This is a genomic window from Singulisphaera sp. GP187, assembly GCF_900129635.1.
Classification (GTDB): Bacteria; Planctomycetota; Planctomycetia; order Isosphaerales; family Isosphaeraceae; genus Singulisphaera.
Genome location: NZ_FSRB01000001.1, coordinates 222,969 through 242,813, shown reverse-complemented (window position 1 = coordinate 242,813; position 19,845 = coordinate 222,969). Strand labels below are relative to the sequence as shown.

Below are 19,845 nucleotides of genomic sequence, written 5' to 3'. Positions count from 1 at the left end.
GCGACTCGGCCGTTATTCGATCGGGGCGATGCCTTCGCCGCGGCTCTCGTCGGCCCGGCCGGTCAGCCAGGCGGTGGGGGCCAGGACGAGGCAGAAGCCGAGGTAGCCGAGCGGGGTCATCGAGCGTCCCCAGATCACCAGGTCGAAGAGCATCCCGAACGGGACCTGGATCAGGCTGATCACCGAGACCCTCGCGGGGGCGCCAGCGGCGTAGGCTTTGGTGAGGAAGAACTGACCAATCGTCCCGCTGACTCCCACCCCCAAGAGCATCAGCAGCGTCATCGAGTCGGGCCGGCTCAAGTGGATCGTTCCGTGGTCCCAGCGCACGGCGAGCCAGGTCCCGGCGATCAGGCTGGCCACCCCGGAGAAGTGGGCCACGATGGCGCGGGGGTCGACCCCCTTGAGCCGGTGCAGGCCGAGCATGGCCAGGGCGCTGGCGACTGAGGCGGCCAGCGCGACCAGCGAGGCGAACTGATCGCCGGCGAGTTGGGGACGCTGGATCAGGACGACGCCGATCAGGCCGCTGACGACGCCCAGGGACTCGGCCGTGGTCGGGATCTGACGCAGCACGAGGGCCGACATCAAGACGATCCAGAGCGGGTAGGAGTTGGTCAGGGTCAGCACGTCGCCCAGTGGGAGCCGGGTCATCGCGAAGAAGTTGCAGACGAGGCTGAAGCTTCCCGCCAGGCTCCGAAGCCAGAGCGTCCGAGGGCGGATGAAAACGAGCCGGACCCCCGAGGCGCGGGCCAAGACCAGGGTAGTCGTGAACATGAAGACGACCCGGACCAGAGCGATCACAAGCCAGTCGCAGCGGGTCCGAAGCGACGAGGTGATCGCCCCCATCGCAGCGAAAGCCAGGGCGCCTTGGAGCATCCAGAGAGCGGGACGAACGGCCCTGTCGCTGTCGGTCATCGAGAATCCAAAGCGGTCGCGGGGGAACCCCGCTCTTTTCTCGAGACGGGTGAGTCGGAGATTGTCTATTCTGCCCGCGGAACGCGAATCGGGAAAGGGCAGAGCGACAATCTCAAACACGCAGGACAATCCAGGCGGGAGCGGAGAAAGTCACCCAGCACGGCATTCAGATTCATGAGCGCGGTGATATCGATCAGGACTGGAGCCCCGTGGTGGTTCTCTGACTTCGATCGAAGAAACACCCTCGCCTTGGACGAGATGCAGAATCTCAAGACCCCGCAGACGAAGCAAGCGCAAGCCGCGAGGACTGGCTCCCCGACGAGGGGCACGACAGGACCATCGTGCAAAGCGAATGGGCCGTACGGGTGACCCGACGGTTAGTCATTCTCAGCGGCCAGGGACGGATCAAGCAGATCCCCCGGATGCATCGCGACCGTATGACCGGGGAGGGAAGGTCGGTGATCGCCGCTCTGGTGGCGGCAAACAAGGCGTCCCTTCAATAACGGACTTCCGCGGCGCAAAATCCGCATGGGACAACGAGGGAATCCAAAAGTGTCATTCCTATTGGAGGGCGTCGAACGCCTATGTCATCCCTGAAGACTACGACTTCGAGCCCGTGCGGCCGGGCGACGTTCGATAATAAGGAGGGACGCGCGATGGACAAGGAGACGGCGGATCGGGTCGACGACTCCGAGGATTGGGGGACCAGGCCGGACGACGTGCCGGCGCTGCTCCGGATGTTGGACGACCCCGATGAAGACCGGCGGATGTGGGCCGCCGAAGGCCTGGCGAGCGGTCGCATCGCCGCCGCCCGCATCGTTCCAATCGTCGCCGCCTTCCTCCGGCGGGAGTTCGCCGCCGGGGAGCCGACTCACTTACGATGCCGAGGGGTGGCTCACCGACAAGCTCCTCATACTCATGAACTACGGGGCGGAGGCGACGCCCGCCGTCCCGGTCCTGATCGAGACGCTGGGGAATCACAACCGGCAGATCATCGGCAAGGCCGCCCAGGTCCTGGCACGGATCGGGCCGGCGGCGTCGGCCGCCGTGCCGGCGCTGAGGGCGGCGTCCCTCAAGTTCGATCTGGCCGACACGTTGACGGCGCGGGCGCGCAACCAGGATTCGACCCGGACCTGACCTAAGGGATTGTGCTCATGACATCTATCGTACGTTTTTGATAAAATTCCTGTGATCTGTATCAATGATCTCGCCTCATATTCGATTGAGGGACCTGCCGTTGTCGGTGGCGATCCCCTAACCAATGGAGACGACGATGGAAGACTGGGATGAATTCGCCCGGACCCTCGAGTGGCGCATCGAGCCAGGCTCGAAGACGCTCCCCAAGCCGAAGCCTATGGACTTCGACGCCTACGAGGCGAAGACCGAGTTCAGGCTCCCCCAGAGCTACCGCGGGTTCCTGCTCGCCGCTGGGCCGGGCCGACTGTGCGGTGAGTTCAACATCGCCTCCCCCGGCTATCCCGAGCACCCGCGCATCGAGACGCTCAACAGGGAATATCGGGAGACCCAGACGCCCGCCGACCTGGAGCGGTATTCCAACGACATGGACCGCGCGTTGCGGCTGCACGTTTTCGGCTACTCCGACGTCTCGTTCTTCGGCTGGGACCCGCGAGAGGTCACCGACCCGACCCGGAGCGAATCCGCGGTGTACGAACTGGACCGCCTGTACAAGGTGATCCGGCTGGCCGACTCATTCCGCGGGTTCCTCGAAGACTTCGTCCTGGGCGACGGCTACCTCGATCGGATCGGCGGCGAATGGGATGAAGACGACTTCGGACCCCGCCGCGAGTTTATGCCCGTGCGGACGGTGAAAGGCTGATGAGGTCTGGCTTGAAGACCGACGAAACGCCGCGACAACGACAGGACCAACGAGCAAAGCGAATGGGCCACGCATAGGCTCCGGGGGCCGGCACTGGTACACTCGTTGGTTCGTTCGCTCACTTCGGGACGACAAAAAGAAGGGAACGGCCAAGATGCCCGACCGGCCTGGCGAGCTCATCACGCTGGAGGGGATCACCAAGGAATATCCGATGGGGAGCGAGATCGTTCGCGCACTCCAGGGGGTTGACCTGGCGATCGGGACCAATGAGCTGGTCGCGATCATGGGGCCGTCCGGGTCGGGGAAGTCGACTCTAATGAACATTCTCGGCTGTCTTGATGTGCCGAGCGCGGGGCGGTACTGGCTGGACGGTCGCGACGTGGCGAGGCTTTCGCAGTCGGAGCTGGCGCGGGTGCGCGGGGGGCAGATCGGCTTCGTGTTTCAGACGTTCGAGCTCTTGCCGCGGCAGACGGCCTTGCGGAACGTCGAGCTTCCCTTGACCTACTCGGGGGGGCCGAACCGCCGGGGCCGCGCGACCGAGGCGCTGCGACGCGTCGGGCTGGCCGACCGGATGGGGCATCGGCCCAATCAGATGTCGGGGGGGCAGCGGCAGCGGGTGGCGATCGCACGTGCCCTGGTTCAGCGCCCGGCCTTGCTTTTGGCGGATGAGCCGACCGGCAACCTCGATACGCAAACCGGAGAAGAGATCCTCAACCTTTTCGCCGACCTCCATCGCGAGGGGCAGACCATCGTCATCGTCACCCACGAGCCTGAGGTCGCCGCGCGTTGTCATCGCATCGTCCGGATCCGCGACGGCCGGGTCGAGTCGGACCTCGAGACCGGAAATTAGCGTGGTTTCCTCGTTTTGGTTGGGTATCGTGGGATTGTCGGGAAGTCTGGGTCAGACGCGTCTGAAAGCCTCCTTGACCGACCCACTCGGCTTCAACCTCACAACACTCCGTCGGCCGTCTCAAGTTGTGCCAAGTCGGCCGGAAGCTCTGGCTATGTGCGGGGGGAGCCGGTGAAATGGAGCCGGAGGAGAACCTAAGGCCGGTGTACCGGAGCGTTGCTTTGCGAATACTTGATCGATTCTTCGGTCCGCCCAGCGAGGCGAGGTTCGCGCGGCGGCTGGCCGACGCGATCCGGCGGGCCGGGGAAACGAACCCGATCCACATCGACGCACGCGAATTCCGGCTTGTTTCGGCGGGTGAGTCCTCCAACGTCATGAACCTTGGGAATCTCTACGGTGAGTATCGCGCGGCCTCGCGCGGGCACAGGCCGGTCATCCTGCACGCGTTCGTGCGGAGCTGGTTCGATCGCTACAAGGAGATTCCCGAACTCTACGAGGATCTTGGCCCCGACCTCCTGCCCACGATTCGTCCTCGGATGTTTCATGAGTCGGGCCGGCTCGAGGCGATGATCGCCGGCTCGTCTCCGTTCAGTCTGCCCCACCGGGTGGTCGGTGAGCATTACGCGGGCGGCCTGGTCTACGACCTTCCCCAGTCGATGATCCTGGTCCAGGGTCGGCACCTTGATGCGTGGGAGACCGACTTCGACGAGGCCTTCGAAGTCGCGTGCGGCAACCTTCGCGAAATCAGCCGGCACCGTTGGCGGACCCCCGCGCCAGGGGTCATGGCCTCCCCCTGGGGCGACCACTACGACGCTTCAAGGCTCTTGGTGCTCGCCGACCTGATCGATCGCGACGAGGTCGCTGGCGACCTCATCGCGATGATCCCGAATCGAGACACTTTGTTGGTGACCGGCTCGGGCGACGATGAGGGATTGGCGGCCCTGGCGAGTCTGGCCGAGGAGACCTTGAAGAAACCGAGGCCGCTCCATGGTTATCCGCTCTGTTTGCGGGACGACGATTGGGTTCCCTTCGTCCCCGAACCCGACCATCCCAGCGCGGGGTCGTTCCGGCGGCTCCGGATCAAGTCGCTGGCTCGCGATTACTCCGAGCAGGCGAGCCTGTTGAACGAGCTCTACCGCAAGACCGGCGACGACGCCTTTCTGGCGGGCTTCAGCGCCATGGAGCACCCGCGAACCGGCGAGGCGATGAGCTACTCCGTCTGGGCTGAGGGAGTTTCCACACTTCTGCCCGAGACGGACCGCGTCTTCTTCTTTCGCCCCGGCGGACCGCGGAACGGCGAGGTCGTCGCGAGCGGTGATTGGGACCGGGTGACCCAGGTGGCCGGCCACTTGATGACCGCGCTGGGGACTTACCCCGAGCGCTATCGCGTCGAGGACTTCCCGACCGACGCTCAACTCGCCGAGATTTCCGACGGATCAGGCACCCCTTGAATGGCTGATTCGTCGGGACTTCGCCAGTGGTTCAGGTAGTTCGCTGCGCAACCGCCGAGAAGTGGAACCAATGCCAGGCACGACCCGTGGATAATGCGGATGAAAGCCTGGGGCGCGTTTGACTTTTCAGCCCAGGAACCGATTGCGAGCCCGATCGGAGTGAAGACGGCCAAGCCAATCAAAGCTCCTTGGAAAAACGACCCGAAATACCGAATGCGACTGCCAGGTTGCGATGCCCAGCGATCCACCAGGCGCGCGACCAGCAGACCGGCCGCCCAGGCCATGAGAAGGCCGAGTGTGCTCGTTGCGCAGCGCTCGGCGCTCTCGAGGTATTGGTAAATGGGGTGATTCCACGACAAGTTCCCAGCGATGGATTCGTACCACCGGATCAGTGTTCCCAGGATCTGCAACGAACCCGTCTTGCCGCTCGTCGTGGGCATAAAGGCGAGCACTGTGAGCGCCATCGACGCCACGAGACCGACAACCAGGAAGGTGTAGTGGAAAGCACGCAGGGGGCGGCCGAGGATAACGGACTGGACAAGCACGATGTCGAGCAACACCAGCGCGAACAAGAAAGGGGGAGACTGGAGGATGAAGGGGATGGATCGCACGATCGTGAGATCCAGCGCGATGAGCGCCGTGAATTTCATCACGTGGGAAAGTGGTATACCCTTGTTGGACATGTTGGATCGCTCACAATTACGTGTGGATATGCCGCTTTTTAATTCAGTGCTGCAGTATCGCCCACGATAAGCATTGACACGGCTTTCAGCCGAGAGCGTGCCCGAACGAGACAACCCCGACGGAGAGCCAAATCAGCCAGCCGAGTGACCAGAGCACGTGGAGGATGTACCAGCGGACCTGCGACGGGCGGGATTGGGACGCTCCAACCTCAGTAAAATCGGCGCTGTGGCTCATGCCGCCCTCAAAAAAATTCGTCGTCGAACGCCTTCGGCGTTTTAACAGGTTTCGTGTCGTTGACACCGATCCTTGGCCAGAACATGAGCATAAACGGACAGAACAAGGCGAGCGACCCCATGGCCCCCATCCATTCGCCGTGGATCAGGAGCCCAACGGCAGGGCCAGCAGAGATCAAGCCACCCACCGCACAGCTGAACCAGGTCGGGATCGAACGGCCCGACCAAATCATCCTCCCGAGCCATACCACCATCCCGACGATCGGCCAGACCAGTGCCGTCAGCAGCACGACACGCCAGTTACCGGAAAAGAGAGACACTAACGCCACGGCGGCCGTCGGGAGTCCCATGAAAGCGGCGAGATTGAACAGGATCAGGGCCAGGATTCGTGGAAGCGTCAGGTCGGTGCGGGGAATCGTCGGGTTGGCTGGGATCATCGAGTCGGTCCTCCGCAAGTGCGTTCGTTCCCGAGCCAAAATCATTTAATGATTTTGATACCTGCCAGGATGTCCCGCGTGGCCACTGCTCATGAACCCGCCGCGGCCCAGAGCGCGTCGAGGTATTCCTGCGTCTTGAGCGTGGCCTCAGCATAAGCGGCCCGCTGGGCGGCAGTGCCGGAAGCCGCCAACTCAGCGAAGTCGTCGATCATGGCCGCCTCCTGGGAGGACTTCGAGGGCGTCGGGATGAACGTCACGTCCTTGCGAGTCGCCATCCCGGTCCGGTGGGAGTACCCGGACGGGTTGCCCGAATCCTTGAACGCGGAGCTACTCTCCCAGTCCAGGACGAAGTCGTCCATCTCGAGGACACCGGTCGTTCCCAGGAGTTGCAAATCCATGAGGATTGTGCCCGCGGTATAGCCGACGTCGAAGGTTGAGACCTGGCCGCCCTCGAAGGCGATCAGCCCCGAAGCACGAACGATCGCGTTGGATTCGCGTTCGGGGGCGACGACGGCCTGCGTGATTCGTCCCTCGGGCCGGAGATACTCAACCACCGCCCGCATCGAGTACCACGCCATGTCCCCCAGCGCGGTCATCGGCTCCTGCGTCGGGTCGAAGCGAATATTGCTGCGGTCCGAGAATGGGAAGTAGAAGGCCGTATGGAGGGAACGGGGCGTGCCGATCTTCACCGCGATGGCCGCTTGGAAGGCCGCGGTGCGGGGATGGTGGACGAAATGCGTCGCGTCCATGAACAGCACGCCCTTGGCGGCGGCGGCCTTGGTCATCCGCAGGACGGAGGCGTGGTCCACGAACGGCTTGTCGACCAGAACATGCTTTCCCGCCGCGATCGCCGCGAGCGCGATCTCTTCTTTGGCGACCGTGGGGGTGGCGATGTAGACTGCGTCGACATCGGGACGGGCCAGCAGGCTGTCGGCTCCCTGAACCGCCTCAACCCCTTGCCGACCGGCCGTGAATTGCCGCGCGTTCTCGATTCGGCGGCTCGACACCGCGGTCAACCTGGCGTTGGCCGATTCGGCGATCGCATCGGCAATGACGCCCGCAATGAAACCCGGACCGACGATCCCAAATCCAAGTTGCGACATCTTCGTTGGCCTTTCGGAGATTCAGGGGGCGCGAAATCAGTTTCGCTGATTTTATCGAAAGTGGATGCGGGCGTCTCGCCGAGTTCGACCCTCTGCGACGCCAGGACCTACCCGGGCAAGGAGTTGGGTGAGTTGTTCCGCCAACGTTCGGTAAGCGGAGAGTTTCCATCGGTTCGCGGCATTTCCGCTCATGCCCGGTTGAGTCCAGAGGATGACCCCTCCTGGTCTCTCGAGTTACGACAGAATTGACGTGCGTCGAGTTTGACGTACGTCAATGTTAGTGTCCAATGCTGGCAACGGTTTGAGGAGATCGTCATGAAGGCTAACCTAGGCGGGGTTGTTGATCCAGGCAATATTTACTGCCGGGACTGGCTCATTGCGGGGATTGGGATCAACTGGACCGGCTCTGTAGACTCATGCACGCCGAGCGGCGGATCGGGAAGACGAGTGTTTTACGTAAGATGAAGCATGATCCCGCCCAGGGCGGGGAGTTTCCGGTTCTCCTCGAGCTTGAGAGGTTTCATTCGGCGGAAGAGTTTGCGATTGCCGTGTATGAGCCGGTTCAGGCCTACCTGAAACGTAAAAAAGGAGTGCGAATGCGGTCGTTGTCTTCAGCCGTCTTATCGGAGTCAGAGCAGGACCACTGGCTCGGCTGTGTTGTGGTATAGGCACACTTTACAGAGGTCTCGGCTTATGAGGCTCCTCCGCCTGCGGTTCACGGTCAGGCCGATGATAATCGCGGTGGCCCTGTTCGCCACCGTGGCGGCGGTGACTGCCTTCCTGCAACGATCGTCCGAGGCCGCCCAGCGGAACAGATGCCAGGGAAACCTGCGCCAGCTCGGGCTGAGCTTGATGAATTACTCGACTGAGTGCGACTCCTTCCCGGCCGGAACGATCGCCAACGACCGACTGCCGCCGGGGCGGCGGCTGAGCTGGCTGGTCCTCGTCTGGGGCTTTCTCGACCAATGGTTCTGGCTCCTGGACCAGTCCGAGCCGTGGGACGCGGTCACGAACCGGCCCACCCGAGGGCACGGCGTCGCGGAAAAGCCCGTGCCCGTCGGCAGATTGCCGCTCCTGACCTGCCCTGCGGCGGCCGGGGCGGCGGACGAACACATGCCCGGCTGGACTTGGTACGTCGGCGTCGCCGGGGTCGGCCGCGATACGCCCGAGCTCCGAGTCGGCCACCCCCGCGCCGGGGTTTTCGGGCACGACCGCCGCACCAGGGTCGCGGACATCAGGGATGGAGTCTCCACAACCCTGATGCTGGCCGAGACGGCGTCCGCCAACGGCCCCTGGACGGCGGGCGGCCAGGCAACGGTACGCGGCCTCGATCCGGACCGTCAGCCCTACATCGGCCGGGGCCGCCAGTTTGGCGGGACGCACCGGGGCGGGCTGAATGTCGCCTTCGCCGACGGGTCCGTCCGGTTTCTCGGTGAGTCGATCGACCCCAGGGTGTTCGAGGCGTTGGCGACGATCGCGGGGGGCGAGACGGTGCCCGCCGGGTGGGACCGTTAGTCGCGAGAACTTTTGTGGCTCCCAGATTTCGGACCACTCGGTAAGTCATCCTTGGGGGAGGTCTTCTCGAGGCCAAGCATGGAACAAATCCGCAATCGCCCCCCCTCCCCCGGACTGCCGTCCGTGCGTCCTGCAAGAGGATCTTTCGAGTCGGTATCGAATCGTTTCGCCAAGGCGACGAAAGGGTCCTTCTCGCCTTGGTGGCTCTCGAGCGCACGATCCTCCGTCAGCCACTCGGGCTCGAGCGGAGAGGCGACATCAAGTCACTCCTGCATTCGCGAAGTGGTCTTGCTGGAGAAGAGATCTTTATCCGGCCAGTCTTTGACGGCATTGGCGGCCTGGTGGACCAAGGGGTCGATCGTGACGGCCGCGCTCTTGCCGTTGGACCCGGTGTCGGAGTTGAAGAGAACGGCCCAGGTCAGGCCGTCGTGGCGGCGGACCAGGATACTGGTGGCGCCGTCGAGATAGCCGCCGTGCCAGGTGTTCTTTCCACCCCCTGGCTGGTTGACTCGCACGTCCCAGCCACAGGCGTAGTAGACGGCCGTCGGGCTACCGTCGGCTTTGTGTCCGGCGCGTCCCTCGGGGCGGGTGAACAGGGTTTGAATGCTGGACTCATTGAGGATCGTGCCGAACCGGGGAGCATCGAAGGCGGAGGCGAACCGGACCAGGTCGGGGGCCGAGGCGAGCCAGGCGCCGTGGGCATCCATCGCTTCGAGATACCAGCCGCCGTAGGGCATCGCGATCGGTTCGCCGAGCGTGGGGCCGAGGACTGCCGGCCCCTGCTTCTTTCGGCCGTTGGCGCCCATGAAGTACCGCACCTCGCCGGGGGCCCGATCTTCGAGCAGGGTCTTGCCGATCCGCATGGAATCGATGGCGAGCGGCTTGAGGATTTCCGTGCGGACGTAGGCCTCGTAGGGCATCCCCGAGACTTTTTCGATGATTCGCCCGAGCAGGCAATAGCCGTAGTTGCAGTAGCTGTAACGCTCGCCCGGGGCGAAGTCGAGTGGGCGCGACCACATGGCCGTGATGACCTGTCGTGAAGTGGCGGGAGGTTTGACGCCCAACTCCCTGGCGAATTTCACCGAGCGGAACATCGGGTCGAATGACAGGTCACGGTCCCAGCCTCCACGATGCTGGAGCAAGTGGCGGACCGTGACGTCCTTCAGGCGAGGGTCGCCCGGCGGCACCGGCTTCCCCTCGTGCCGGACTTCGAGGAGGTCGACGAGGGGGGCGTCGAGCTTGAGCCTGCCACGCTCGACGAGTTGCATGATGGCGGCCGCGGTGATCGGTTTCGAGATGCTGGCGATCCGGAAGAGCGAGTCGGGTTGAACCGGCGTGTTTGCCTCGACGTCGCTGAGGCCGAAGCCGCGGGCATAGACGAGACGACCGTTTCGCGCCACGGCCAGCGCGGCGCCTGGTAGCTTGTTCTCGGTCAGGAACTCGGTCATCAGGCGGTCGAAGCTTTCCAACCGTGCGTCGGCGATCCCGGTGGCGACGACGACGAGGGGCTTCGCCACCTTGGCTTGTTCCGGTTCACGAGCCAGAGCCGTCGATGCGATCAGCGCGAGGAGGCCCGTGGTCATTGTGATGACGGGCCGCGGGACAGAGTGCGGTGCTCGCATGGAGATATCCTCCGGTCATGCGGGAAACGAGCCGCCAGGGCGATTCCCCGACCGGCCGGTCCTAAACCGTTGGTCTCGTTTCTCTTTGATTGACTGATGGGTGAGCGCGGGGATACAAAGCCCACTGGGTGCCACGAATTGTACTCAACCCGTGAGCGATTGCCCAGGTTTTTGGCTCACGGGTTGAGTACAACCCGTGGCACCCAGGGTTTGCACATTATTTAATATCATGGAAGACCACGTCCACCTGCTTAGGGGGTGAGTAGGGCATCCAGTTCGGCTCGAAGCGCGGCTCCAGCCTCGGGCCGGGCCATGGCGACGAAGGCGATCTTGCCATGGAGCCAGGCGAGGAAGTCGGGGTGGCCGGCGTGGTTCTGGCTCGCCAGTCCTTCGGACTTCGCCCGGTGGAGGATCGCCCTGAGCCGACGGACCTCGGCGCGGCGGACGCCGGGGCGGTCGTTGACCACCAGGCCCGTGACCGTTTGCGCGGTCCCTTGGCGGAGGACTCGGCTCTTCGCCTCATTGACGGCGAAGCCTTCCTCGCTGGCGATGTGCCGGAGCCTGGCCATCAGGTAGCCGACTCGGGCTTCGAGCGTGGCGTCGCCCGAGAGCGTGAGGTCGTCGGCGTAGCGTGTGTAGGAGAGGTCGAACTTGCGGGCCAGGCCACCGAGCCGGCGGTCGAGCCGGATCGCCACCTGGTTGGAGAGGCCGGGGCTGGTGCAGGCCCCTTGCGGGAGCCCGCGGGGGCCGGTGGCCACGTGGTAGGTGGCCCCGTCGTAGACGACCGGGCGGCGGGGGCATTCGGTGGTCAGGAGGGCGAGAATCGTGGCGACGGCCGGCGAGTAGCCGAGCCTCCGGAAGACGCGGCGGACGCGCGGAAAACCGATGCTCGGGAAGAACCCCTCGAGGTCCATGTTCACGACAATGGCGCGGTTGCAGTGGGCTGAGGCGTTGCTGACGATGCTCCGACCGGCGACGAACCCGTGCGCGGCGGGATCGACCGGTAGCTTGGCCACGATTTCCTGGAAAATCCAGCGTTGCGCTACGGCCAGGGTCCGATGCGGTGCGGAGAGCGTTCGCAGGCCGCCGCTCTTCTTCGGCACGGTGAACTGGACATAGTGGGTTCGTGTCGCCGCCTCGGTGTGAAACGCGAGCCAGCGGAGTTTCGAGATCGGTAAGCCGAGGGCCGCGGCCAGATCGGCGGGTGAACTCAGCAAGGGCAGGCCGGCCTGGGTCAAGGCGTCGAGGTCGCTCTGGCGGTCGCCCAAGCCTGCGCTGACCCCGCGGCCGAGGAAGACGATGTCCGTCGCCCGGCGATGAGCGACCTCGTCGATGCGCTGTTGCTTGCGCTGGGCGGCCTCGGCCTTTTTTCGAGCCTTCAAGAGCGCGCGGGCCTCGCGGTCGGCCGCGACGGCCGCCACGCCATCCAGGGCCGCCTGGTGGTCGATCGCGGCCAGCGACGGCTTGACCTGATCCATCCGGGCGCCGACGTCGTGGATTTCCTGGAGTTGCTCGGGGGAGAGCAAGCCCTGAGTCACCATCGCGCGGTCGATCAGATGGGTTCGGGGGTCGTCGGCCGGCGGGATCAGGTCGCGTCGGCCAAACCAGGGGTTGCCGAACCGATCGATCCCCTTGGCGGCCTTCTTGATCTCCTGGCGGCTGATCGGCAGATAGGCGCTGGCCTCGAGACCGAGCGACGTCTTGCCATTTCCCTTGCCATTGCTCTTCGGCGCGGCGTCGGTGGTGGCGGCGAAGTAGGGATCAGCCGCGGCTTCGGGCAGCGGGGCCGCGGATGCGGAAGGAGGTGTCTCAGCTGTTTTTCCGAACGCCTCGGCGCGGGGCACCGTCGTTGCGAGTCGGTCCGACGTGGTCGGAGGCACCGAGGCAGGGACGGGAGCGGAACGTGGACGTTCCTCGGATCGGGTGGGGGTCCCGGAACCGAAGAGGAACCGGAGGAGGCGATGGAAAAGATTCATGTCGCCGGCCGAGGGATTCAGGGTAGGAAGGACGGGGACGGGCCGTTGCCCGACTTCGAAGCGACGACCAAGGGTGTTCACCGAGGCCCGGGGCGGTAGCCGTACGCCGGGAACAACGGTTGACTCAGCCCGGCGTACGGCTACCGCCCCGGGCCAAAAGAACAACACTCTTGGGGAAGCAGTCTCGGGGGCAAAGTCGACCGCGGCGGAACGCCGCAGCAAGCTGGTCTCGGGCCCCGGCCCGCCTCGTCCTGGAGGCCACTTTGCCGAGCGAGCCCCAGGATGTCAACAAAAAAAGTGGCAGAGTATCGCGGTCTTGAATGTTGGTGTGAAAGCCGTGTTGAATCAGAACCCGAACGACGCGAACCAGGCGTCGAGCGACCGGGAGGTCTGGGCGGGACGGGTGCCATCGCGGAGCGCCTGCAAGTGCCGGCACGGTCCCCGGCGCAGGCCGCCGGTGAAGTGGTGCGAGCACGTACATTTGCCCCGGAGCATCCGGCCGTCGGCGTCGAGCAGGAGCGAAACGGGCCGGTCGGGGATCTCTCCCTCAAGGATTCGCAGGCCGTCGTCGCGGCGATCGTCGCGGGTGATCTTGACCTTACCGTGTGCGACAAGTTCGCGCGCGGCGGCCGTCTCGGCGTTCTCGGGACCGATCGCGTCGAGGGCCAGAGCCACCGGCATGATCTGCCGCCAGCGGTAGAGACCGGCGTGGAGGTCGTGGATCAACTGGCCCATGAGGGCGAGCCGGTTCAGGCCGGCGGTGACGTAGGCGGGGGCCGCGCCGGTACGTTGGCGGATCTGGTCGAAGGTCTTCGCCGGGCTGTCCTCGAAGGCGGCCGCGATGTCTCCCAAGAGCGCATCGCTCGGTTCGGCGGGGGGAGCGAGCTGGTCGAGCGCTCCGGATCCGGTCCAGTCATTGGCCGTCCAGCCGGAGAGTCCCAGGAGCAGGCGCATTTCTCCCATTCGGACCGACCAGAAGCTCGGCAGGCCGGTTCCGAGCAGGTAGACCTCGGCCTCGTCCATCAGGGGGAGAAGGCGAGCGAGCAGCCGGAGCCGATCGCGGCCCCAGACCCGGATCACTTCGGACCGAGGGCCGTCGTAAGGGTGCGAGTGGAGCACGATCCGCCGTTCCCAAGGCTCGAGAATGATCGCCACGGGCTGCCCCGGGATCAACTCGAACCGGACGGCGCGAGGGCTCCGCGAGGCCCGGTGCCGCTTCAGGAAGGCGAGAACGCTGTACAGGCCCTCGCGGCTGATCGAAACCCGGCGCATCGGCAGGCTCATCGCCGCCTGGATCTGCATGAATCCGCGGAGCCAGCTCGGCGGCAGGTCGATCTTTTCTTCGCGATAGCTCGGCTCCTCGCCGGCCTGCACTTCGATCCCGGCGGGATCGACCAAAAACCGGGTCTCGCGGTAGCTCCGAAGCGTCTGAAAGTGTTCGTAGAGCGACCACGAGTAGTCGACGTTCGTGGTTCCGAGAGCGACGTCACGCTCGCCTGAGAAGGCGGCGCGGTCGACCGTGAGGCAGCCGTAGCTACTTTCGTCGACACTGAAGCATTCGAAGAACAGGCAGTCGGGGGCGACCGTGACGACAGGGTCGCAGGGGACCAGGAGACGCCAGAGTTCAGGGTCGTGGCGGGTCAGATAGTTCGAGTAATTCTGACGGGCTCCCCAGTACTGCGTGCGCAGCCGGCGATAGTCGGTCTCGAGCGCGGCAATGTCGGCGGGATCGAGACCGGCCGATTCCTTGAGGATCGCCGTTCGGGAACGCGAGGTCGTCGTGCGGCGGAGTTCGGCCTCACGCTGATTGCGGTCGGCCAAGTGGCTTTCGTAAGCCGAATTGTCTTTGGCATGGTAGCGGTGGTCGCTGACGACGACGTCGTGGAGCGCCCCGATCGCCTCGCGGAACCGGAGCGGCTGAAGAAAGGCGGCGTCGAAGGCGACCCGGTCGCGGCGGAGGTTCGGGGCCAGCGCGACGGCCAAGCCGCCCGGCCTCGAGACGATCGCGCTGCGGCCTCGGTAGGCGAGGGTCAGGTTCATCGAGACTCCTTGGCTTGGTGACGCGATGGACCTGGTCCGGCGGTCTGGAACTGCAATTCCGGAAAGGCAAGGCCGACCAGGGTGGCCGACGCCTCGTCTCGCTCGGCCAAGCGAACCACGGCCGAGAGCCCGGCTCGCCATTCCGGCCCGCGCACCGAGCGGAGCGCGACGGCCAGCAGAGGAAGCAGACGAGGCAGGTCGGCGGGATGATCCTCCGCGCGGCGGAGCAGTTGTTGCACGACCTTCGGCTTGGCTCGGCTACCGCGATGGATGTTCAGAAGAACCGACGCCCAGAGCAGGCGGAGCAGGTCGGGGTCGAGCTTCCCTGGTCTCAGGTGAAACGCATCCAATTGCCGGCTCCGCTCGTCGAGCGCGGCGATCAGGGCGAGCCGGATGTCGTCGTAGGGACTCTCCAGCAAGCGCTGCCAGGTGGCGACGTCGTCGCGAACCTGCGCGTTGGACTCGAGCCACCGCCATCCCTCGGCGCGGACGTCCTCGTGCCGGCTATCGAGCCATTGGAGGATCCAATCGGGCTGCAACCAGGGAGAACTCGCCAGGGTCGGACGCAACCAAGCGAGGATTTCGCCTCGGAGCGGATCGGCCCCGGCCTCGAGCAGTCCGAGGAGGGTCAGACACTCTGCTTCGTCGCGCGGGTCCTTGGTTCGGAGCCATTCCAGCCCGAGTCGGGCGACCGGCAAGGGGCGGGCGACGGCCAGACGAACGGCCTCGGCCAGGGTGACACGATCGGGCGTGACAAGCCGCTCGATCAGGCCGCAGAGGATGTCGAGGGCGGCCGGACTCGCGGTTTCGACCAGGGCCAGCCACCGTGACACTGGGACAGCGGCCAGGCCGGGGTCGTCTCGAATTAGGTCAGCCGCCAGCCCGACCACCTCGGGGTCGTCATCCTCCAGAAGCGCCAGCCGTTCTTCGAGCGGGAAGACGGCCAGGATCGCTGTCGGGTTGCGACGAATCGTGCGAATGGCCCAGCCGCGAACCGGCCGGCAACGGCCTTCGATGAGCAGGTCGACAAAGACGCGCGGGTTCGCCCCCCAGAGGGCCTTGTACCGAGGTGCCGGCTCCAACTCGGCCAGCGAGCGTCCAGGCGCGACCCGCCAGCCGCGTTCATTGGGGACCAGAACTGGGCTGAACCGAAACAGGATGTGAATCAGGCCCCAGTTGTCGATCAGGGCCAGGCCGTTGTCGACATCGGCGTCGCGATACTGGAGGAGCGCTTCCGTAACGGCCGGGAGGTAGCGTTGAGGGGCGTTGCGGCCGAGCCGGCGGAAATAACGCCAGGCGCGGCGGCGAAGATAGTGCCGCGTGGTGACCGAAAAGAGCCGGTACCGTGCCAGGTCTTTGCGGCGCTCTTCGGGGAAGGATTCCCCTTGGCGAAATTGACGCGGTTCGAGTTTGAGCGCGAATACCCAGTCCGGGACCGAGAAAGTCTGGTAACGGCCGAGCTGGGCGTTCCAGGAATAGAGGTCGTACGTTTCCTTCAGCGCACCGCGAGGCATCGTGGTGTTGCGTGGAGCGACAAGACAGGGCTCAGACCAACGGCCTGAGACCTGGTAGCGCTGACGCCAGTTCCGCCAGACGTTGACCGACTCGAACCCGCGGTCGCGCCAGGAAGCCGCCAGCGCATTGGCGGTCGGTTCGTCGCTGACCTCCTCGGACTCGAAGTGGACTTGCTTCCCCATGGTTCGCCGGATCGAGCGGTCGAGCGCGACGAGGAATCGGGCCATGAGCGCGTCGTCGCCCGCGGCTTCGGCCAGTTTGAACAGGCGCTTCACCAACGCTTCGTGCCGATAGGCGTTTAACGGCCGGTCGAGGTAGGAGAACAGGAGGCTGCGGGCCTCGGGCCGCCGGTCGGCGAGCCATCGTGGGGCAAACGCCCCGAGGACCTCGGCGTCGTCGAACGCCCGCAAGGCGTCGACGAACGCGGGTTCGCCCCGCTCGAAGAGCTCCTGGATCAAGAGCCAGTCGCCCGAATTTCCGCCTGTCTTGGCCATCGCCGCCCCCTCTGCGTCCGCCGCTTTCCAATCGCGGCGTCCTGAGACCTTAGAGCGTGCGCGAGGTTAGTCTGGCTCTTGTAGGGTGGGCACGGCCCACCAGGTTTCTTAGAAATTGGTGGGCCGTGCCCACCCTACAAGAGGCGTTCTCACGCACGCTCTCAGGAACTTAGAGATAGAGGCCGGACCGGGCTGAGTCAAGTGCTCGGGTTTGAAAGTGGGCCGCTGAAATCCCTCCCGAAGTTTCCTGAAACCATCGGGCCAGCCATCCTGGTAGTATCAGACAAAAGGAAGAGGACCAACCCCGGGCATCGGCGTTGCGATGCCGGGCGATGACTCCCCCATCAGGAACGACACCACATCGTGCTCGCCAACGTCCAGAACGCCCTGGAGCAGCTCTGGTCGCACAAGATGCGGTCGCTCCTGACCGTGCTCGGGATCGTGATTGCCGTGACCTCGACGATCACGGTCGTCGGTGTGGTCCAGGGGTTCACGGCTTATGTGTCCGAGTTCCTCCAGGGACTGGGCACCAACGCGATGTGGGTCTGGCCCCAGCGTCCCGCAGGAGAGGCGGGCAAGCGACTCGGGAGGATCGAACTCGACGAACGCGACCTGGCGGCCGTCGAGGCCGGGTGCTCGGCGCTTAGACGGATTTCTCCGCTGGTGCGGCGGCAGGCGGCCACCGTGCGGTATGGTCGCGAAGAGCTCTCGATTCCCCTGGAAGGGACGGCGGCCGAATACCACGCGATTCGCAACTTCCCGGTCGGCGCGGGGCGGCCGTTCGCCGTGGTCGACGTTGAGCGTGCCCATCACGTCTGCGTCGTCGGCCGTGAGGTGCTCCGCAAGTTGAATGTTGATGAAGGGCTAGTTGGCCAGACCCTCCTGCTCGACGGCCAGCGGTTCCGGGTGATCGGCGTGCTTGAGGAGAAGGGGAGCTTTCTCGGAGACAACCAGGACAATCTGATCCTGATTCCGTACACGATCGCGTTGAAGATGTACCCGGCCTCGCGGCACAAACTCGCGTTCACCGCGCAGGCGGTCTCGGAGCAAGGAGTTCCCGAGGCCCGCGCGCAGATCGTCAACTTACTCCGCCGCCGCCATGGGTTGGCTGCATATCAACCCAACGACTTCAATATCATGACCCAGGACGAGATCCTCGAAACGTTCAACAACCTGAGCCTGGTCGCGACCGCCGTGCTGGCCGGGATCGTCGGCATCTCGCTCTTGGTCGGCGGCATCGGGATCATGAACGTCATGCTCGTGAGCGTGACCGAGCGTACCCGCGAAATCGGCCTGCGCAAGGCCGTGGGCGCCCGGCGTCGCGACGTCCTGGTCCAGTTTTTGACCGAGGCGGTGACGCTCAGCGTCGCGGGAGGGGGCCTCGGCATTGCCCTAGGCCATGCCTTCTGCGCGATCGCGAGCCTTCACCCGCAGATGGTCGACGTGGTCGTCCCGTGGTGGGCCGTCGTCCTCGGATTCGGCATCTCGGGGAGCACCGGAGTCGTCTTCGGACTCGTTCCGGCCGTCAAGGCGGCGCTCCTGAACCCGATCGACGCGCTTAGGCACGAGTGAGCTCGACTCCACTCCCCGCCTATTGTGAGAAGCCGGTCTGACTTTTGTAGGGTGGACACGGCCCACCAGGTTTCGCTTTCGCGAAGCAAAAGACCTGGTGGGCCGTGCCCACCCTGCGAGAGTCCATCTCACACATGCTCAAGATTCGAAGATCACCTCGTGATAATCAAGCGCCCACTCCTTCATGTATCGAACGCGGACTGGCCGGATCCGGTAGAGGAGGAACTGCGGGTTGTCGATCGCCCCGAGGTATTGGCGTAAGAGAGGGTTGGCGTCCCAAATCGACTGGAGCAGGTCGCGCTCAGTGACCAGCTCGGCCAGGCCCGTGATCCGGACCTGGTCGTGGTGCTCGTCGAGGTAGCAGAGCTCGACATTGGGGTTGGCCGCGATCTCGGCCGTTTTGTGGTAGCTCCGCAGATTCGCCACGTAGACCGTGAAGCCAACGGTCCGGACCGGTGAGACGGGCCGGACGCGCGGTTGGTCGCCGTCGATCGTCGCGAGCATCGGGAAGCGGGCCGCCTTGATGACAGCCAAGGCCAATTCCACGAGTTGCTTGGAGTCGATCGGTTCCGGGGTCGGTTTGGTCATTGCAGGAGACCTCCCGCGGGTTCGTTCGTTATCGGGACGCGTAGCCGTGAGGATGGGTGGAGTGCCATTTCCAGGCCGAGGCGACGATGTCGTCGATTTTGGTATAGCGAGGCGACCAGCCCAGGTCGCGCTGGATCGCTGCCGACGAAGCGACCAGCGCCGGCGGATCGCCGGGCCGACGAGGGAACATGGCCGCCGGGATCGGCCGTCCCGTGATCCGCAAGGCGGCGTCGAGCACCCCTCGGACGCTGGCGCCCACGCCTGTGCCCACGTTGTAGGTCAGCCCTCGGCCCGGTTCAATCTTCGCCAGGGCGCGCACGTGGGCGTCGGCCAGGTCTTCGACATGGATGTAGTCGCGAATGCAGGTTCCGTCAGGCGTGGGGTAGTCGTCGCCGAAGATCGAGAGGCGCTCACGCTGGCCGAGCGCGACCTGGAGCATGATCGGGATCAGATGGGTTTCGGGGGTGTGGTCCTCGCCGATCGTCGCGTCGCTCGAGGCGCCGCAGGCGTTGAAGTAGCGGAGGACTGCGTAGCCGAGTCCGTAGGCGTGCGCGTAGTCGGCCAGCGCTCGCTCGATGGCGAGCTTGGTGAAGCCGTAGGGATTGATCGGCTGGGTCGGGCTCGCTTCGGAGATCGGGACGACGTCGGGGACACCGTAGACGGCCGCGGTGCTGGAGAAGACGATTCGGCTCACCCCCGCGGCGTGCATCGCGTCGAGCAGGTTGAGGGTTCCGACCACGTTGTTGCGGTAGTATTTCGCGGGGTCCGCGACGCTCTCGGGGACCGATGCGAAGGCCGCGAAGTGCATCACTGCGTCGATGTCCCGGCCGCTGAGCGCCTGGTCGAGTGCCGTGCGGTCGAGCAAGTCACCTTGGATCAAACGGTCGCCCCGAGCGGCCTTGGCGTGTCCCTGGCTGAGGTTGTCGAAGACCCAGGCCTGTTGGCCGGCCTTTTCAAGCTCGCGGACCGTATGACTGCCAATATAGCCAGCGCCACCAACGACAAGAATTGCCATG

General features: G+C 64.9%; 17 protein-coding genes. 6 read left to right on the top strand and 11 right to left on the bottom strand.

Translation table 11 applies throughout. The features are described from left to right. Positions 1–12: 12 nt before the first annotated feature. Positions 13–912 carry a DMT family transporter gene (locus tag BUS42_RS00965; protein ID WP_074304576.1) on the bottom strand — a complete coding sequence of 300 codons (900 nt, stop codon included), beginning with the start codon at positions 910–912 and terminating at the stop codon, positions 13–15. 753 nt (positions 913–1,665) lie between these two features. On the opposite strand from BUS42_RS00965, the gene BUS42_RS42430 reads away from it, so the two are divergent. From BUS42_RS42430 to BUS42_RS00940, 4 genes are all read left to right on the top strand, one after another. Beyond that, positions 1,666–2,049 carry a hypothetical protein gene (locus BUS42_RS42430; protein WP_143206197.1) on the top strand — a complete coding sequence of 128 codons (384 nt, stop codon included), beginning with the start codon at positions 1,666–1,668 and terminating at the stop codon, positions 2,047–2,049. A gap of 136 nt (positions 2,050–2,185) precedes the next feature. After that, positions 2,186–2,749: a hypothetical protein gene (locus tag BUS42_RS00950; RefSeq protein WP_143206196.1), complete on the top strand. Its 564-nt coding sequence runs from the start codon at positions 2,186–2,188 to the stop codon at positions 2,747–2,749. 154 nt (positions 2,750–2,903) lie between these two features. After that, positions 2,904–3,599, top strand: coding sequence for an ABC transporter ATP-binding protein (locus BUS42_RS00945; RefSeq protein WP_074304572.1), 696 nt, complete (start codon positions 2,904–2,906; stop codon positions 3,597–3,599). Between the two features lie 221 nt (positions 3,600–3,820). Beyond that, positions 3,821–5,050, top strand: coding sequence for a DUF1444 domain-containing protein (locus tag BUS42_RS00940; RefSeq protein WP_254053230.1), 1,230 nt, complete (start codon positions 3,821–3,823; stop codon positions 5,048–5,050). Here the strand turns inward: BUS42_RS00940 and BUS42_RS00935 are convergent. From BUS42_RS00935 to BUS42_RS00925, 4 genes are all read right to left on the bottom strand, one after another. Next, entirely contained in the window at positions 5,011–5,622 is a 612-nt protein-coding gene (locus BUS42_RS00935) for a hypothetical protein (RefSeq protein WP_254053229.1), read from the bottom strand. The two genes, BUS42_RS00940 and BUS42_RS00935, sit on opposite strands and share 40 nt — an antisense overlap. A 196-nt stretch (positions 5,623–5,818) precedes the next feature. Continuing rightward, the gene (locus tag BUS42_RS43430) at positions 5,819–5,968 is read right to left on the bottom strand and encodes a hypothetical protein (RefSeq protein WP_159452147.1); all 150 of its coding nucleotides are present in this window, start codon (positions 5,966–5,968) and stop codon (positions 5,819–5,821) included. Positions 5,969–5,975: 7 nt separating this feature from the next. Then, positions 5,976–6,404, bottom strand: coding sequence for a hypothetical protein (locus tag BUS42_RS00930; protein WP_143206195.1), 429 nt, complete (start codon positions 6,402–6,404; stop codon positions 5,976–5,978). Positions 6,405–6,493: 89 nt separating this feature from the next. Further along, entirely contained in the window at positions 6,494–7,507 is a 1,014-nt protein-coding gene (locus BUS42_RS00925) for a Gfo/Idh/MocA family protein (protein WP_074304569.1), read from the bottom strand. 693 nt (positions 7,508–8,200) lie between these two features. On the opposite strand from BUS42_RS00925, the gene BUS42_RS00915 reads away from it, so the two are divergent. Next, entirely contained in the window at positions 8,201–9,022 is an 822-nt protein-coding gene (locus BUS42_RS00915; protein ID WP_074304567.1) for a DUF1559 family PulG-like putative transporter, read from the top strand. A 263-nt stretch (positions 9,023–9,285) separates the two neighbouring features. Here BUS42_RS00915 and BUS42_RS00910 read toward each other — a convergent pair whose 3' ends face one another. The 4 genes from BUS42_RS00910 to BUS42_RS00895 form a co-directional block, all read right to left on the bottom strand. Then, positions 9,286–10,644, bottom strand: a complete 1,359-nt coding sequence (locus tag BUS42_RS00910) for a serine hydrolase domain-containing protein (RefSeq protein ID WP_074304566.1) — start codon at positions 10,642–10,644, stop codon at positions 9,286–9,288. Positions 10,645–10,895: 251 nt separating this feature from the next. Beyond that, positions 10,896–12,620, bottom strand: coding sequence for a reverse transcriptase family protein (locus BUS42_RS00905; protein ID WP_254053228.1), 1,725 nt, complete (start codon positions 12,618–12,620; stop codon positions 10,896–10,898). 345 nt (positions 12,621–12,965) lie between these two features. Continuing rightward, positions 12,966–14,660 carry a hypothetical protein gene (locus BUS42_RS00900; RefSeq protein WP_074304562.1) on the bottom strand — a complete coding sequence of 565 codons (1,695 nt, stop codon included), beginning with the start codon at positions 14,658–14,660 and terminating at the stop codon, positions 12,966–12,968. Continuing rightward, positions 14,657–16,669: a hypothetical protein gene (locus BUS42_RS00895; RefSeq protein ID WP_074304560.1), complete on the bottom strand. Its 2,013-nt coding sequence runs from the start codon at positions 16,667–16,669 to the stop codon at positions 14,657–14,659. The genes BUS42_RS00900 and BUS42_RS00895 overlap by 4 nt, the downstream gene beginning before the upstream one ends. A 363-nt stretch (positions 16,670–17,032) precedes the next feature. On the opposite strand from BUS42_RS00895, the gene BUS42_RS00890 reads away from it, so the two are divergent. Continuing rightward, the gene (locus tag BUS42_RS00890; protein ID WP_074304558.1) at positions 17,033–18,241 is read left to right on the top strand and encodes an ABC transporter permease; all 1,209 of its coding nucleotides are present in this window, start codon (positions 17,033–17,035) and stop codon (positions 18,239–18,241) included. A gap of 138 nt (positions 18,242–18,379) precedes the next feature. Here the strand turns inward: BUS42_RS00890 and BUS42_RS00885 are convergent, their stop codons facing one another. Then, entirely contained in the window at positions 18,380–18,829 is a 450-nt protein-coding gene (locus tag BUS42_RS00885) for a pyridoxamine 5'-phosphate oxidase family protein (RefSeq protein WP_074304557.1), read from the bottom strand. 28 nt (positions 18,830–18,857) lie between these two features. Next, entirely contained in the window at positions 18,858–19,844 is a 987-nt protein-coding gene (galE, locus tag BUS42_RS00880; protein ID WP_074304555.1) for a UDP-glucose 4-epimerase GalE, read from the bottom strand. Position 19,845 lies beyond the last annotated feature (1 nt).